The organism is Salipaludibacillus keqinensis (genome assembly GCF_003226325.1).
Taxonomy (GTDB): domain Bacteria; phylum Bacillota; class Bacilli; order Bacillales; family Salisediminibacteriaceae; genus Salipaludibacillus; species Salipaludibacillus keqinensis.
Genome location: NZ_PDOD01000005.1, coordinates 170,673 through 186,595, shown reverse-complemented (window position 1 = coordinate 186,595; position 15,923 = coordinate 170,673). Strand labels below are relative to the sequence as shown.

The window sequence follows — 15,923 nt, the reverse complement described above, 5'->3', positions numbered from 1 at the left end:
CTATAAAACTACATATGATTACCTTGGAATAGGTAGGCGTGCTAGACGGATCTAGAGGCGACCAATTAATATGAACTACAAAAACCTCACCGTCGCCCCTTAAAAATTCTGAATGTTCACAAAATAGACACATTATTTTTCTGATAAGCGGGTATAGATAGAATAAGAGTAATGTTAACACCGTAGGAGACTCAATCACTTGGTTGGTTCCAAAAATGAACGAGACCTGTTCGAGGCTTATTCTTAATCATCCATTAGATCAAGAAGCGTGGTCAAAGAAGTTTATACATTTGAGGAAGTGTCGCTTACCTTGCTTGGTGATTGCATAATATCAAGTTAAAAAAGCACATGGAGAATGAATAACTGAATTGAACCCCAGTTTTCGAACCAATGAGTAAGAGATAATACTTCTACGGAAGCAACTCACTTTCTCATCTGTTAATGAAATCATGTGAGCCCTGTCCAAAGTGAAGGGACAATCAAACGAAACAGAATGCAGAAGTGACATGGTTGAGTCCCCTCTGGTGTTAACGAGAAACATCCCCGGTAGCATAAACCGGAGATGTTTTGTTTATTTTTCATGTAATTTTACTTGCAATTCTTCATACCACTCTTCAGTCTCTTGAGGGTTCTTTGAATTGATAATGATAAAATCATCTTCCTGTTCGATTAATAAAAACGGTGTCTGATCAAGATACACGAACAAAAGTCCATTTCCTAATCCATCTAGTCGAAATCTTCCTTTTGCCCGGTCGTAAAAAGAAAAACCGTTCATTTTCATCTGAATATTAGGGAGGTCATCCATTAATGTCGTCGAAGTCACTTCCTCCAAGTCCCACTCCACACCATAAGATCCGTCAATCATTACTTCGGTTTCTGTGAAGATAATGGTATTCGAGGATAAACCAGCATAAAATACAATAACTAGAATGATGCTTGTGAAAACCAACGTTCCACTCAAAAAAAATGCATTACGTTTCCTTACTCTCTTCAAATCCAATTTGTTTGCATAAAGTAGATATCCAAATAGATAGACAATCATGACAAACCAAGAAATTTCAATCACGTAAGGAACTCCAAATCCAACTAAAATAAGTCCTATCACCAGAATCCACCCTGTGTTTATAAAGCCCTTAGCAATTGTTTGTGGGAAACCATTGCTAATCAGCTCGCTCTGTTCCTCCTCGGATTTGTTCGAAAACCCTGAAATTAACCCATACATTTTCTTATTTAGAATGAGAAAACCAAAGAGAAAAAATAACCCCATCATAAATAACTGAATGATCATTAGGAAAATCATTTTCATCCACCTCCCTACCACCAATATCTTTTCAACTAGTTCTACCTTAATTATATAACCATACTCTCTCATTCAGAATACCCCAATTGTGATCTATATCACTGCACCGTATCCTCTTTGTGCTATACAATGTTAACATAGTGCATATATCACATTACTTAAAGGAGATGACCCCACCATGGCAACTTTATACGAAAAAATTGGCGGTGAACCAGCTATTCGAATAGCTGTTGAAAAATTTTATGATAGAGTTTTAGCAGACAATACGGTGAATCACTTTTTTATTGAAACAAATATGGACAAGCAGCGTGACCATCAGACAAAGTTTCTTTCCTATGCTCTTGGAGGCCCAAATCAATATGGAGGAACAAGCATGGAAAAGGCTCATGAGGGTATGAACATTCAGCCTGAGCACTTTCAAGCTATTGCTCATCATTTGCAACAGACTTTAGAAGAATTAAATGTTGCTGATGAAGATATTGCTATAGTCATGGAGAAGATAGGTGGTCTAGCTCCACATATTATTGAAAAATAACACGCACAGAAAGAGGAGGTCCCAAAAGTTTTTACTTTTGGGACCTCCTCTAATTTAGCAATTCTATTTTCCTTTTTATTCCTCTTGTTTTCATCCTGATCCGTTTGGTCATGCTAGATAGGTGCTGACCTGGTAGCACCTGCTTAGCACCATCCGTCCTGAATCCTTTCATTTCCTCTTGATTACTCTCGTTTTCGTCCTGATCCGTTTAGTATTGCTACACTATATTTAAAATAAACATAAAAAAGAGGTGTCTCACCAAAGCTGCTTATGACAGCCTTTGGGACACTCTCTTTTTTTATGCTTCATATCTTTGATTGAATAGATTTTTTGCGTATAATCCGTAATTTAAAGAGGAGCATTTATCGCTAGGAGGTTCAGTAAGCTATATCCCTTATTCATCAATAGTTATTACCTACTGCTATCTTGATAAATCCTTACCATCTGAGCAAATTCTGCAGCCAATTGCTCTCGTACGTTAACGGGCTCGATCACTTCGGCATCTTTTCCAAATGCCCTAACCCAGCGAAGAAATTCTTGGTGACTGTGGACCGTTACGGTTAATAGTAAGGAACCGTCTTCCTGCATCTTCCGTTTTGTCTCTACATGATACTCCCCTTCAAGGACATACCGAGCTACCTTCTCAGAGAAACGAACGATAAATCTTGTCTCATCGTCATCGGCGATAATCGACCAGCGATGAGCGAGAAAATCGTCTATGTTAAAAGACTTTGGCAACTTAAACTTTTCCTCTGATACTTTTACTTCTTGAAATCGACTTAAACGAAAGACTCTAATGTCATGTCGGAAATGACAATAAGCTACAAGATACAAATGCCCTTCACGAGGAACTAAATAATATGGATCTAACCGTCGTTTTGTTTCTTTGTCTCGATGAATGGCGTAATATGAAACATCTATCGTCACATTTTCTGTTATTGCCTTGATCACTGAAGGCATAATTTTTATTTGAGCCGAGTCCCTAGGTCTTGCATGAAGCCTGATCCGTTCCCCAAGTCCCCCACCATATGAAGAAATCCCACTACCTGTTTGCACGAAACTCATGACTTTTTCCAATCCTTTACGGTAGGCATCATGAAAAGGGTGTTCACCAGAGGTGATTCCCTCAGAAAGCATTGGAAACAACGTTAAAGCCATCCACTCTTCTTTTGTTAATCTGCTTCCTGTCTGTACTGGTTGGTAAAGTAATTTATAACCTTTTCTTCCTTCATTCTGATAATAAATCCCTAACTCCTCCAAGGACTTCATGTCCCGATATATACTTCTGACAGACGTTTGACAATGATCAGCTAATTCTGATGCGGTAGCTGTTTCCCGATTCGTTAAGTACTGTAATATGTAAAATAACCGTTCTGCACGAAGAAATCCTTTGTTTTTAGCCATCTTTGAGCCTCCTTAACCCTACTATGACTTCATGATACCATCAATCCAATAAACTGGAAATTTCATATACAACTAACCTGCAAAGAATCAATCCTTTGCAGGTCATTCCTATTATTCAGTTAAATCACTTGCTTCCAATTTCCAGATCGCCTGACCGCTCATAAACGGATCTTCAAATATGAACTCGTAAAAATCTGCTTCTTCTACATCGAAAGCAATTTCTCCAGCCATAGTTCTGTCAGATCCCACTTCTCCGTCAAGACTTCCTCGAGTATCAACCATGAAGTCTATGCCTTGCGCGTATCCATCTGGATCAACCAAATCCATTTGCAGCATCGTTGAAACGTTCGCTTCTTCATCTGTTTTGTTCTCAATGCTAACGTCTAGGATAATAAAGAAATCATTTTCAGGAACTTCCCAATCGCCATCGCCTTCATACTTCCGGGCTTCTTTCACAGTCACATGTAGTCCATTAAAATCAACAGTCTTTCCGATTCCTAAGTCTTTCTCTTCTACGACTTCTTCTTCATTTGATTGAATCTCTTCTTCCACTTCCTCATTTGATTCTTGAGTTTCATCATCACCATTGTTGTTTGAATTCTCCGCTGCTTCCGCTGACTCCTCTTGACCATCTTCTTGATTAACCGGCTCTATTGATGATTCTTCGCATGCCGATAACACTAGGACAACACCTAAACTAATTAATATCCAACGTACTTTTTTCATCATGCATCTACCCCTTTTTTTGTATTACTTACAATTCTTAGTTTAAAGAGATAGGTGACAGTAACTGTCAGGGAATAGAAGTTTGCATGAAGAAATTTATACCGTAAGCATTCGAGCCAGCAAAATTAAATAAGAGCCCCCAATCGCGACAACACTAAGCAATAGAAAAATTTGAGTTCTTTTTTTAGAAAAGGGTTTGAGGTGATCGCTTGTATACCAACCAGAAAACTGTAATTTATTGCGATAGATGATGGTTATAAGCAGTAAAATTCCTGCTGTTTGCAGCAAAAAGAACACTGTAGCTATATTTGTGCCCTCAATAAGCTCAAAGCCTCCTAACGCTTCTATGAGGAAAGTATTCAAGAAACTGTACCCAAACAATAGAATAAATAGGATGAAAATAATCCGGAACAACTCCAAGATAAAATGAAATGTTTTTTTCAACTGACGTCTTCCCTTCGTTTAATAGTCCCCCCTATTGTAATAGAGTCAAGAGAAATTAACTAGGAAGAATAGGACGTTGCGGTATAGGGTTTCAGATAAATCGAAAAGAGTATCAAATCGTGGCGGAGTGTTTACTTTGCTTCCCGATGGCAATTCCTTATATACTTTGATTAATAACTTTTTAATTCTACATATTTGAAAGGATGATTAGATGGACTTTTTCGAGCACAACATTGATCGTTTCGGTACCTCTTCTGTGAAATGGGAGCGGACAAAAGAAGTGTTTAAAACAAACGACGACGTCCTACCATTGTGGGTGGCTGATATGGATTTCCGCCCGCCAAAAGCTGTCACCGACGCTCTTCAACAAAGAATGGAGCACGGGATTTTCGGATACACCTTTGTTGGTGATTCTGTCAATGAAGCAATTACTGCTTGGATGAGTAGCCGACACGATTGGTACATTAAACATGATTGGATTTCTTATAGCCCCGGCGTGGTTCCATCCATCGGTAAAGCGATCACCGCTTTAACCGAACCGGGTGATAAAGTTCTCGTTCAATCACCTGTCTATCCACCCTTCTTCTCGATGGTGAAGGCCAACAATCGTGAAGTCGAAAACTGTCCGCTAGTTAAAAATGAGGAGCAATATGAGATTGATTTCGACGCCTTTGAACAGTCATTGAAGAATGGTGTCTCTATGTTTTTGCTTTGTCATCCTCATAATCCTACTGGGAGGGTTTGGACAAAAGATGAACTAACGAAAATGGCTGACCTTTGTTTGGAAAACGATGTCATCATCGTCTCTGATGAAATTCACTCAGACCTTTTATTCAAACCACATAAACACATTCCTATGGCATCATTGTCTCCTGAAATTGCAGATCAAACGATTACGTTAATGGCCCCTAGTAAAACATTTAATTTAGCAGGTCTACAATCATCTGTCATCATTAGTTCCAATGAATCCTTTCGTAAAAAAATCGCAGCTGTCGATCAACAGCAAGGTTCTTTTACGTTAAATACATTTGGTATCATTGCTATGGAAGCTGCCTATCGACACGGAAAGGAATGGCTAGATGATCTGCTTCGCTATTTGGAAGGTAATATACAAATAGTTAAAGATTTTCTAAATGAACAACTTCCTGAATTGAAACTGATCGAGCCACAAGCAACGTACTTACTGTGGATTGACTGCCGGAAGCTAGGTCTTTCTGACGCGAAGTTGAACCACTTATTCGTTGAAGAAGGTAAGGTAGGATTCAATCCTGGGACTAGTTTTGGTAAAGGCGGCGAAGGTTTTGTTCGAATGAACGTAGCTTGCCCACGAAGCACACTTTTGGAAGGGCTTGAAAGAATGAAGAAAGCAATAAAGCCTTAACGATAAATCCGCAAACCTTGTGCTGGTTTGCGGATTTATTGTGTATTTTATAGGAAAAACGGCTTCCCAGTTATTAATTGGACAAATTCATCATAATGTAGACATAGGATGAGAAAGTGTACAAGAAGTACAGTCACGTGGGGGCAGGCAAGCTTCTCTTTTCGTTTGCTTGCTTGTGTTTGTATGAATTACCATACCGTTTTTTACTCGCTATCTGAATAGATATGTTTGACCCGGCCCACTTGACCATCTTGCAAACGCACCTTGATCCCGTGGGGATGATTTGGAGACTTAGTCAATAGGTCTTTGACCACTCCCCTTGTTACTTTGCCGCTTCGTTGATCTTGCTTTAATACGATATCGACTTCGATACCTGGTTTAATGTTGCTTCGATTTTGTCCGTTCATGTGATATAACTTCCTTTCTTTTTCCAAAAACGATGTCTTTTTGCTAAGTCATCCTGCATGGAATCTTCTTGATCGTTTTTTCGGTTCCGATTTCAACTTTACGGGAATGGTAATACAAACACAAGAAGAGTTTATTTGGTCGGTGTGTATAAATGAGATCCGTAGCGAGGAGGTGTAACGTGCTTAAACTTTTGGTAAAACGCTTTAATGAACATGGATTAATTGACTTAGGAGCACAATGCGCTTATTTTTTCCTGTTGTCTTTATTTCCATTCTTGATCTTCGTTATCAGTTTGCTCTCTTTTTCTCCATTTACGTTCAATGATGTTTACCGTCTGCTTCAGATCGCTTACGTTCCTCCAGGTGTGTTGGATGTCATTGAGAATCAATGGGAGGTTTTGACCAATAATCAAAATACCGGGATTCTCTCATTAGGATTATTGTTTACCCTTTGGACTGCGTCTCTTGCTTTAAATTCAATTTTACGAGCACTTAACTTAGCTTACGATGTAACAGAAAGAAGGGGCTTGGTCTTGGCAAGGCTCATCTCGATTGGACTTACAATTGGCATGTTTGCAGTCGTCATTATAGCCCTAAGCTTACAAGTAGTCGGTTCATTCTTAAAAGACTATATCGCCATTGACTTCTTCATTTTTGACGCTGATCTTTTTCGCTGGCTATTAAGTACGGCAATCATTTTTTCTGTTTTATTAATTCTTTATTTAGTCGGTCCCAATACAAGGCTAGGCATAAAGGAAGTTTATTTAGGGGCCATTTTTGCGACGATGGGATGGCAACTGACTTCCTTTGGCTTTTCCATTTATTTGAACAGGTTTGCAGATTATTCAGCAACATACGGAACAATTGGTACGGTCATTGCCTTAATGATTTGGTTCCATCTTTCGTCCATCATTATCCTCATCGGCGGAGAAATTAATGCCATCTTAAAAGAGGAACATGATCGTATTTTCAGATAAAAAGGTGAACTAAGCCGCTTATTCCCTCCGACTTAAAGAGAGAAGCCGTCCACTTTGGATAGCTTCTCCCTTTTTTATCTGATAGCCTTAATGGAATATGACAATCCATTCTCTTCTTCTAGATCACATAAAAATAAACACTTAGAAAATGAGCGAGACTCCCCACTAAGATAAATAAGTGGAAGATCTCGTGATAACCGAAATGCTTAAACGTTAGCCATTCAGGTTTTGATCCGTAAATCACCCCACCTAATGTGTAAAGCACTCCCCCTGCAACGAGCAGAGCCAATCCTTGTGCTACAAGAACTTCTGATAAAGGAATAATGAACAACACAATCATCCAGCCCATGGCAATATATAAGCCTGTAGAAAGCCATCTTGGACACTCAAACCAGACCATTTTAAATACGACGCCAACAGCTGCAAACATGGATACGATCCCGAACAATGTCCAACCTGTAGTTCCATTTAAAGCAATTAAGCAAAAAGGAGTGTAAGTTCCTGCAATGAGCACATAAATCATCGAGTGATCCATCCGTCTAAAAAAGGCAATCACCCGATCCTTGGCCATTACCATGTGATACGTTGCTGATGCCGAGTACAACAAAATCAAACTAACGCCAAAGATCAGTACAGCCGTTAATTCAAGAGGTGCTGCCCCATCCATTGAAACCTTCACAACCATGGCAATAAGCCCGACAAATGATAACAAAGCTCCAGCTAAATGTGTCAATCCATTCACTGGTTCACGAATAAAAGTGTTCATTTGAATCCCCCTATAACATCAAGTAGTTTTAATAACTACTTATAAGTATATAATAACTACATGTAATGGTCAACGTTTACTAAGATCCAAAAAAATCGTATAATAAAGAAAAATCCATAACAGTCCTATCGGAGGAAAATGATGAAATCATTAAATGAGTTACTGCAAAATTTACGTTTAGACAATCAAGTGGCGATCGAAAACATTCCTGATCTGGATCTTTACATGGATCAAGTGATTCAACTGTTTGATAAAACATTCGCCGACTCTAAGCGTCATGACAATGACAAAATCCTTACGAAAACAATGATTAACAACTATGCGAAAGGAGGCCTGCTCCTTCCTATCAAAAACAAACGATATTCTAAAGATCACGTCATGCTACTCGGACTAATTTATGAATTAAAAGGAGCATTATCTATCAACGATATTAAAAAAATTCTTACTCACATTAATACTGAAACAAGCGAAGATGGGGCTGATATTGAAGACTTCTATTCTCGATATCTTCACCTTTCTTCTAGTAACGCTTCCGAATTTTCTGACGAAATGAATAGACACCTCTTGAAAGTTACAGAACAAGTAAAAGATATTGAAGGAGACGAATATGTCCAGCAAGTGCTGACGATCCTCTCGTTGATTAACATGAGTAACCTTTACCGTAAGACTGCCGAAAAGTTAATTGATCAATTGCCATCAATTAATTAATATCGTGTCTTTCCAAGCCCACTATCTATAAAACAGTCAAAAATTGTGGCTACCCTTGATCTTTAAGTTAAATCCCCGTATGATTGAATTGTAAGCAACTCCCAAAAAAAGGAGATGATTTATTTTGGGAAATAGTTATATTAATATCAATCCCTACGATAACAGATTGAATGTGAAGATCGAGGGTTCTTTTTCAAGGCAAGACACGCGGGAATTTTTCAAGGAGTATAATAAAGAAATTCATTTGATTCCCGTCTCAGAGTACGACATCGAAGTAGACTGCACAGACTTAATTATAGAGAACGACGAACAAGTCCCCCTTTTGGAAAAAATATACCACACATTCAATGAAGATGGATTTAATAAAATTCTCTTCATTGTTAAAAAGTCCTCCGTCTCTTACCAACGTTCCTTCATTGAATCAATTAAGAAGGTTCACCTGCCACAATTTCAGTTAAAAGAAGTGTAGTAACTGAAAACACATCAACCGCCCTTTTCTTTCCAACACCTCAGAACACTTTTATAGTCCATGAAGCCTATTTTTACCAAAACATTTAAAAATAAGTTTAATATTTCTTCTTTTATGGAAAAGAACAACCATAGTCAATTAAAAAAATGATTATGGAGGAATGAAGATAATGAGTTTAATTTACAAAGAATTTCATAACGACGAAGAAGTTGTTGGATCCGTTTCATCTTTAAAAGAGAAAGGAATAGATGCTGAAAACATTTACGTAGTAACTCATGATGATGACCGTACAGATCGTGTAGCTGACAATGCTGATGCGAATACGATTGGTCTAAATGAACAAGATTTTGGTACTGCAGCTAAAAACGTTTTCCGTAAAAAAGGTGACGAGTTACGAGCTAAGTTTAATGAAGTCGGATTTACGCAAGAAGAATCTGACGCTTTAGAGGGTAAATTAGATGAAGGTAAAGTCATTGTTGTCGTGAAAGATGCGCCAGTAGGCGTGGACTTTTAATCAACCGATAATAATATTTCCAGATAATAGAATGAACGAAAATGAAAAACCAAGCTGGGGTTTCCAAGCTTGGTTTTTCTATGTTTATGAAAATCAGATTACACAGCTCGATTGGGTAGTTTCCATTTATAATACACCGAACATAGCCGTAAACTTACAACTGCTGCCACGATAAATAACACTTCAATAGGACCCGTCAACCATCCTAATCCTACGGTGATACCAGGAATTAGAGTCCAAGCGATATAAATTTCTTTCTGTAGGAATAACGGTTTGCGTCCAGCTAACATGTCCCGAATCATTCCGCCTCCTGTACCAGTTAGCGCCGCCGCTGCAATACATGCACTTAGTGGATGCCCCATGGAATAAGCATAGAGTGCTCCTTGGACAGAAAAAGCACCAAGACCAATCGCATCGAAAAAGACACCTCTCCTAAGTAAAGTCCAACGAACAATTCTCGGAAAGACAAAAGCCAAAGTCATCACAACAAAGGCAACGGTAAATAATGTTCCTTGCTCCCAAAGCTCAGATACAGGAACTCCTATGAGTAAATTACGCACGGCACCTCCGCCAAATGCGGTAATAAAGCCTAGTATATATACACCCATGAGATCATAACGCTCTTCCATTGCCACGAGTACTCCGCTAAGTGCAAAAGCGATCGTGCCTATCACATTCAATACTTCCCACACAATAACTTCCTTCTTTCTATTTCTCATACCTGCCCCGTTTTAGAACAAGTATTCCTACTAGATTCCAAACACTTTTCAAGTTTAGGGGAAGATCGCTAAATGATCAAGAAGAAACGCCTATTCTCCAATAATAAATTCGTTTTAACATTTCAAGTTTACTGGGAAAATGATGTGGGAACAGCCAAAGTAGAGTTAATTATTATAGAAGGAGTGTTTTTTAATGAAAGAATACACAGTAAGACCAAATAAAGATGCCGATGCATGGTTTGTAAAAATCGAAGACGTAGCACCTGAGCAAGACTACGACAAGAAAGTAGATGCAGTTGAGGCAGGCAAAAAAATTGCTGAAGAAAACAAACCAAGTCGACTAGTCGTTTACAATCATTTAAACGAAGTGGAAGACGAGCATAACTTTAAATAAGAACATTGCTAAGCATGACCAATCTGTTGGTCATGCTTTTGTTAATATTCCTACTAATGCTGGTGATTTATTTGAAAATGTATTTCTCGAAAAATCTCCGTAAACATTCCATGAATGGAACGGTGATTCTTGAGCTAACGTTTCAAACTGAGCTCGTTTTAATGGGAAGAGAGTAGTCTCGTTATCATAGGTTTCTTTTTTACCATCATCCCCCTCCACCGTTAATCTCATTTGAAACAATAAATCATTTCCTTTTAATTGATAATGCCTTTGAAAATCGAGTCGTTTTTCCTTGTTTTTAATAATTGGCAGTGCAGTGATCTTCTGTGCGTAAATCCTATCGTAATTAACGATCTGTATGATAAATGTGCCTCCTGGTTTCAACAATTGGTATGCGCCTTCGAAGACCTGAAGCATTTCATCAAGATTCTGTAAATGAGCGAAAGAATTTCCGATGCAATAGATTCCATCCATTTTATTGAAGTTAGATTGATTCAGCTGTGTCATATCCTGACTTTTCACTGTGACATGAACAGATTGATTTTTCGCTTTTTTCTTCATTGCTTCAACCATCACAGGATTCAAATCGGTCGCCGTGACATCGTACCCCGCTGCTCCTAGATATAGTGCCTCGTTCCCAGTACCAGCTGCTAAATCCAACAACCGGGCCTCCCGATGCAAAGGAATTTCTTCTTGGATACAAGTAACCGCTTTTTCTTTAGTCGAAAAAATATCGTCATAGTATTTACTTAACATGGTATAGAACTCCATCTTACCGTCCTCTCTTTCCTATTTGATCATGATTTTATTTCCTAATTCAAAGAATGAAAACACTTAGATTTCGAGGTTTATTACACTTATAATTCGTCCATCTCTTTGTTGACATTTGGACATTTTCAAAGAAACTGAATGCTTATGTATCGGAACTTAAGGGTGAATTATTCTTCAGTTGGCTTGCATTCCTCCTCTAATATTATCACATACAACTAAAAAGCAGAGGGTCTTTTTAGCCTCTGCTTTTCTTGTTCACTTAGTTTGATTAAGACCAATCATGTTTGATTTTGATTTCCTCACCGTCAACATCTTCAATATCCAACGATCATGACCCATCAGATCAATCGTCTTTGCTTACTTTGTATACTAACCGATGAAAATGAAATAAGGATAATAGAAAAACGAGTATTATTAGGATTTTAACCAGGCCAGGGTTCTCTACAGAACCTCCATGAACCACCCTACAAGTCGCTTAGGGTTTTTACGTTTATAACATTATAGTGCTTTACATATAGATTTTGCTTTCAAAAAGTGCAGAATGACATGGGCAGCGACTCTACTCGTCATGTCCCGAATATCTACCGTAGGATCAATTTCAACGATTTCCAAGCCACCTACCAACTTTAGTGAGCCTAAATAGGATATGCCTTCAAACAATTCACGGGTATCCATGCCCCCTGGTCCGATCGCAGGACAACCTGGTGCTTGGGACTGGTCTACCACATCCATATCTAGCGAAACATATACCGAATCCACCCTCGAGACTAAGTCGGCCATTGCCTCCGACAATATTTCTGTTATTTTCCGCTCCCTCACATCTTTCATCGTATAAATTTGACCTCCTTGCTCTTCTACATATCTACGATACGTTTTACTATTGGAAAAATCCCGAATTCCAACTTGAACTAAATTTTTTCCTTCAATGACCTTTGATTCCAGCAAACTTCGAAAAGGTGTTCCATTTGTCGGTCCACCGTCTTCCAAGTTCCTAACGTCGTGATGAGCGTCGAACTGAATAACCCCGACTGTTCCTTTGTTTTCTGCATAAGCTTTAATCGCTGGAAAGGAGACTGAATTATCTCCTCCTAGTACAATGGGTAGCCAGCTTGGATTTGCCCGAAAAATACTTGTCACCGTCTCGAAAATACGCTGTTGAGACTGAGCGATATCTGTCATATGCATCTCAACGTCCCCAACATCATACAGAGGAACTTGAGAAATATCTATATCTTCTTCAATGGCATACGTAGTGAAAGCACCTAAAGCATTTCTGATCGTTTGAGGCGCTAAGCAGGCACCAGAGTGACTAATCGAAGACTTGGATAAAGGTGCCCCTATCATGCCCGCTCCTTCTATTTGGCCCTTGTCCTTCTTGTACTCCTTTATGATCTCGCTAACTTTAGTTAAATAACGATCCTTGAATCCTGCACCGGCTTCTTGCAAATAAGGATGATCAGCCATAGATCTTCCCCCTCTGGTAGAGGATTCTTCCTTTTTTTATGACAGTATTCACATGATTGACTCCGTAATGATAGGGAATGTACTTGTAGTTCGGCGCATCCCAAATCACCACATCTGCTTTTCTACCCATCATAATTTGCCCTGCTTCTTCGCTTTTTCCAATAGCATGAGCCGCATTTACCGTCACAGCATTCCAGATTTCTTCAGGGGACATTTTCAGTTGCAAAGCAGCGATCGTCATAATTAATTGTAAATTTTCTGTCGGCGAACTCCCTGGATTAAAATCAGTAGCAAGGGAAACAATCACCCCTTCATCGATCATTTTTCTCGCTCTAGCATACGTATGTTTTCCTAAGTAAAAGGTGGTTCCTGGCAGCAACACCGCTACCGTACCTGATTGGGCCATTTTTTTAATTCCTTTATCAGTGGATCCGACCAAATGATCCGCTGATACTGCTCCCAATTCAGCTGCCATTTCCGTTCCACCTAACGGATCAATTTCGTCTGCGTGGATTTTCAATCCAAATCCGTACTCTTTCGCCTTACTTAAATACTCCTTGGACTGTTCCACAGTAAAAACACCAGTTTCCGTGAAAATATCGACGTAATCCGCTAATTGTTCCTCTTTTACTTGTTGGAACATTCCCACCATCTCTTGTAGAAATTCGTCCGGCTTGTCTCGGTGAGATGGTGGAATAGCGTGTGCCCCTAAAAAGGTAGACACGACGTCCATCGCGTGTTTCTGTTGAAGCTTCTTTGTTACACGAAGCTGCTTTAATTCTGTATCTTCATTCAGTCCGTAGCCACTCTTGATTTCAGCTGTTGTCGTACCGAGAGATAGCATTCGATCGAGGTAAAACGTTGATTTTTCAAACAGTTCCATTTCAGAAGTCTCACGAGTGGCTTCTACCGTAGATAAAATGCCTCCTCCTTGTTTTAAGATATCCAAGTAAGGCACTCCTTGCTGCTTTAAAGCCATTTCGTGTTCTCTGGAACCGCCAAAAACAGCATGAGTGTGTGGATCTACGAGACCTGGTGTGACAAGTTTTCGCTCGCAATCAATGATTTTCGCCGCCAAAAGATCCTTCTTTTCCTCTTGTTTTCCTACGAAACGTATTTCTCCATCCTTTATTCCTAAAACCGCTCCTTCGATGAACTCTAACTCCCCCATTGCCTTCCCTTTTTTCGGACCTTGAGAGTCCATCGTCAATAATTGCCCTATATTCATCAACACGATATCCATTTGTTCAGTCAAAATCTCCGCCTCCTCTATTCAATTATATCCATTGGAATGATAACGTTTTTCTCCTTGGCTACTTCCCGTGCCTTATCATATCCAGCATCAGCATGGCGGATAATTCCCATTCCTGGATCTGTCGTCAAGACCCGTTCCAAACGTTGATGAGCCAGCTCCGTTCCATCGGCAACGACGACCATTCCTCCGTGCAAGGAGTATCCCATGCCAACACCTCCCCCATGGTGGAACGATACCCAGCTTGCTCCCGCTGCTGTATTAATCAATGCATTCAAGACGGCCCAATCTCCAACCGCGTCGCTCCCATCAAGCATTGCTTCTGTTTCTCTATTCGGGGAAGCTACAGAACCGCAATCGAGATGATCTCTACCAATCACAATTGGTGCTTTTAGCTCCCCCTTTCGAACCAGTTCATTAATAGCCAACCCCATTTTCTGTCGATCCCCATATCCTAACCAACAAATTCGTGCAGGTAGCCCTTGAAATGAAACTTTCTCTTGAGCCATATCAATCCAGCGACAGAGAGCCTTATTTTCAGGAAACAGTTCTTTAATCAGCCTGTCTGTCCTGTAAATATCTTCTGGGTCTCCCGATAGTGCCACCCAACGAAATGGACCTTTACCCTCGCAGAACTGGGGTCGAATATAAGCAGGTACGAATCCTGGGAAATTAAATGCCTCTTTTAATCCTTCATCTTTTGCTACTTGCCGAATATTATTGCCGTAATCAAACACGACTGATCCTTGTTTTTGAAATTGCACCATCGCTTCTACATGTTTTTTCATACTAGACTTCGCCAACGCTAAATACTCTTGTGGATCATGTTGACGCAGTCTGTTTGCTTCTTCTAGAGAATGTCCTTCTGGGATATAACCGACCAGTGGATCATGGGCTGATGTTTGATCGGTTACAATATCAATCTTGATTCCTTTGGCGAGGACCTCATGGAGGGTCGAAGATGCATGACCAACGAGACCGATCGACAACGGTTTACCTGCCTTCTTTGCCTCAATTGCCCACCTTATCGCTTCCTCTATAGATTGGGTTGATTTGTCACAATACTTCGTTTCCAATCTTTTAAGAATTCTTTTTTCGTCTACATCTACTGCGATGACCACTCCGTCGTTCATCGTTACTGCTAGCGGTTGAGCCCCTCCCATTCCTCCGAGCCCCGCCGTGAGAGTAATGGTTCCTTTTAAACTTCCTCCAAAGTGCTGTCTGGCAATTTCAGCAAACGTTTCGTACGTTCCTTGTAAAATCCCTTGCGTTCCAATATAAATCCAGCTTCCGGCCGTCATTTGGCCGTACATCATCAATCCTTCTTTTTCCAGCTGGTTGAAATGTTCCCAATTTGCCCATTTAGGGACAAGAACAGAGTTTGACAGAAGAACTCGTGGCGCCTGATCATGTGTTCTGAATTTGCCTACAGGCTTTCCTGATTGAATTAATAATGTCTCATCCGCCTCTAATTCTTTCAATGAGCAGACAATCGCATCGTACGAAGCCCAATTTCTTGCCGCCTTCCCCTTTCCACCGTAGACAATCAAGTCTTCCGGTTTCTCTGCAACGGCTGGATCCAAATTATTGCGTAACATTCGTAATACAGCTTCTTGCTCCCAACCTTTGCATTCCTTTTCAAGTCCCGTTCGTGCTTTCACCATAGGTCGTTTACTGCTCATCTACCTCTCC

General features: G+C 39.8%; 18 protein-coding genes. 7 read left to right on the top strand and 11 right to left on the bottom strand.

Translation table 11 applies throughout. From position 1 onward, the window contains the following. Nucleotides 1-571: 571 nt before the first annotated feature. A complete protein-coding gene (locus tag CR194_RS17660; protein WP_158282307.1) occupies nt 572-1,300 on the bottom strand; it encodes a DUF3784 domain-containing protein in 729 nt (242 codons plus the stop codon). 178 nt (nt 1,301-1,478) lie between these two features. Between CR194_RS17660 and CR194_RS17655 the strand changes: the two genes are divergently transcribed. Then, complete coding sequence (locus CR194_RS17655; protein WP_110611497.1) at nt 1,479-1,835, top strand: group I truncated hemoglobin; 357 nt, start codon at nt 1,479-1,481, stop codon at nt 1,833-1,835. A 411-nt stretch (nt 1,836-2,246) separates the two neighbouring features. Here CR194_RS17655 and CR194_RS17650 read toward each other — a convergent pair whose 3' ends face one another. The 3 genes from CR194_RS17650 to CR194_RS17640 form a co-directional block, all read right to left on the bottom strand. Next, nucleotides 2,247-3,239, bottom strand: a complete 993-nt coding sequence (locus CR194_RS17650) for a helix-turn-helix transcriptional regulator (protein WP_110611495.1) — start codon at nt 3,237-3,239, stop codon at nt 2,247-2,249. Between the two features lie 111 nt (nt 3,240-3,350). Beyond that, nucleotides 3,351-3,968 carry a DUF4352 domain-containing protein gene (locus tag CR194_RS17645; protein WP_110611493.1) on the bottom strand — a complete coding sequence of 206 codons (618 nt, stop codon included), beginning with the start codon at nt 3,966-3,968 and terminating at the stop codon, nt 3,351-3,353. A 93-nt stretch (nt 3,969-4,061) separates the two neighbouring features. After that, nucleotides 4,062-4,409: a hypothetical protein gene (locus CR194_RS17640; protein WP_110611491.1), complete on the bottom strand. Its 348-nt coding sequence runs from the start codon at nt 4,407-4,409 to the stop codon at nt 4,062-4,064. A gap of 211 nt (nt 4,410-4,620) precedes the next feature. On the opposite strand from CR194_RS17640, the gene CR194_RS17635 reads away from it, so the two are divergent. After that, the gene (locus CR194_RS17635) at nt 4,621-5,790 is read left to right on the top strand and encodes a MalY/PatB family protein (protein WP_110611490.1); all 1,170 of its coding nucleotides are present in this window, start codon (nt 4,621-4,623) and stop codon (nt 5,788-5,790) included. A 203-nt stretch (nt 5,791-5,993) separates the two neighbouring features. Here the strand turns inward: CR194_RS17635 and CR194_RS17630 are convergent, their stop codons facing one another. Continuing rightward, entirely contained in the window at nt 5,994-6,197 is a 204-nt protein-coding gene (locus CR194_RS17630; protein WP_110611488.1) for a YwbE family protein, read from the bottom strand. A gap of 179 nt (nt 6,198-6,376) precedes the next feature. On the opposite strand from CR194_RS17630, the gene CR194_RS17625 reads away from it, so the two are divergent. Then, the gene (locus CR194_RS17625; protein ID WP_158282306.1) at nt 6,377-7,174 is read left to right on the top strand and encodes a YihY/virulence factor BrkB family protein; all 798 of its coding nucleotides are present in this window, start codon (nt 6,377-6,379) and stop codon (nt 7,172-7,174) included. A gap of 118 nt (nt 7,175-7,292) precedes the next feature. On the opposite strand, the gene trhA is transcribed toward CR194_RS17625, so the two are convergent. Further along, nucleotides 7,293-7,940, bottom strand: coding sequence for a PAQR family membrane homeostasis protein TrhA (gene trhA / locus CR194_RS17620; protein ID WP_110611483.1), 648 nt, complete (start codon nt 7,938-7,940; stop codon nt 7,293-7,295). A gap of 141 nt (nt 7,941-8,081) precedes the next feature. Between trhA and CR194_RS17615 the strand changes: the two genes are divergently transcribed. From CR194_RS17615 to CR194_RS17605, 3 genes are all read left to right on the top strand, one after another. Beyond that, nucleotides 8,082-8,648: a DUF1836 domain-containing protein gene (locus tag CR194_RS17615; protein WP_110611481.1), complete on the top strand. Its 567-nt coding sequence runs from the start codon at nt 8,082-8,084 to the stop codon at nt 8,646-8,648. A gap of 124 nt (nt 8,649-8,772) precedes the next feature. Beyond that, nucleotides 8,773-9,117 carry a hypothetical protein gene (locus tag CR194_RS17610; RefSeq protein WP_110611479.1) on the top strand — a complete coding sequence of 115 codons (345 nt, stop codon included), beginning with the start codon at nt 8,773-8,775 and terminating at the stop codon, nt 9,115-9,117. 169 nt (nt 9,118-9,286) lie between these two features. Then, the gene (locus CR194_RS17605) at nt 9,287-9,631 is read left to right on the top strand and encodes a general stress protein (protein ID WP_110611477.1); all 345 of its coding nucleotides are present in this window, start codon (nt 9,287-9,289) and stop codon (nt 9,629-9,631) included. Nucleotides 9,632-9,729: 98 nt separating this feature from the next. Here the strand turns inward: CR194_RS17605 and CR194_RS17600 are convergent, their stop codons facing one another. Further along, entirely contained in the window at nt 9,730-10,326 is a 597-nt protein-coding gene (locus tag CR194_RS17600; protein WP_110611758.1) for a trimeric intracellular cation channel family protein, read from the bottom strand. 217 nt (nt 10,327-10,543) lie between these two features. On the opposite strand from CR194_RS17600, the gene CR194_RS17595 reads away from it, so the two are divergent. Continuing rightward, on the top strand, nt 10,544-10,744 hold the full coding sequence (locus tag CR194_RS17595) for a DUF2188 domain-containing protein (RefSeq protein WP_110611475.1): 201 nt from the start codon (nt 10,544-10,546) through the stop codon (nt 10,742-10,744). A 30-nt stretch (nt 10,745-10,774) separates the two neighbouring features. On the opposite strand, the gene CR194_RS17590 is transcribed toward CR194_RS17595, so the two are convergent. From CR194_RS17590 to hutU, 4 genes are all read right to left on the bottom strand, one after another. After that, nucleotides 10,775-11,500 carry a class I SAM-dependent methyltransferase gene (locus CR194_RS17590; protein WP_158282305.1) on the bottom strand — a complete coding sequence of 242 codons (726 nt, stop codon included), beginning with the start codon at nt 11,498-11,500 and terminating at the stop codon, nt 10,775-10,777. Nucleotides 11,501-12,013: 513 nt separating this feature from the next. Further along, complete coding sequence (gene hutG / locus CR194_RS17585) at nt 12,014-12,979, bottom strand: formimidoylglutamase (protein ID WP_110611471.1); 966 nt, start codon at nt 12,977-12,979, stop codon at nt 12,014-12,016. Further along, on the bottom strand, nt 12,972-14,234 hold the full coding sequence (gene hutI / locus CR194_RS17580) for an imidazolonepropionase (protein WP_110611469.1): 1,263 nt from the start codon (nt 14,232-14,234) through the stop codon (nt 12,972-12,974). The genes hutG and hutI overlap by 8 nt, the downstream gene beginning before the upstream one ends. Nucleotides 14,235-14,248: 14 nt before the next feature. After that, nucleotides 14,249-15,913 carry a urocanate hydratase gene (hutU, locus tag CR194_RS17575; RefSeq protein WP_110611467.1) on the bottom strand — a complete coding sequence of 555 codons (1,665 nt, stop codon included), beginning with the start codon at nt 15,911-15,913 and terminating at the stop codon, nt 14,249-14,251. Between the last annotated feature and the right edge of the window lie 10 nt (nt 15,914-15,923).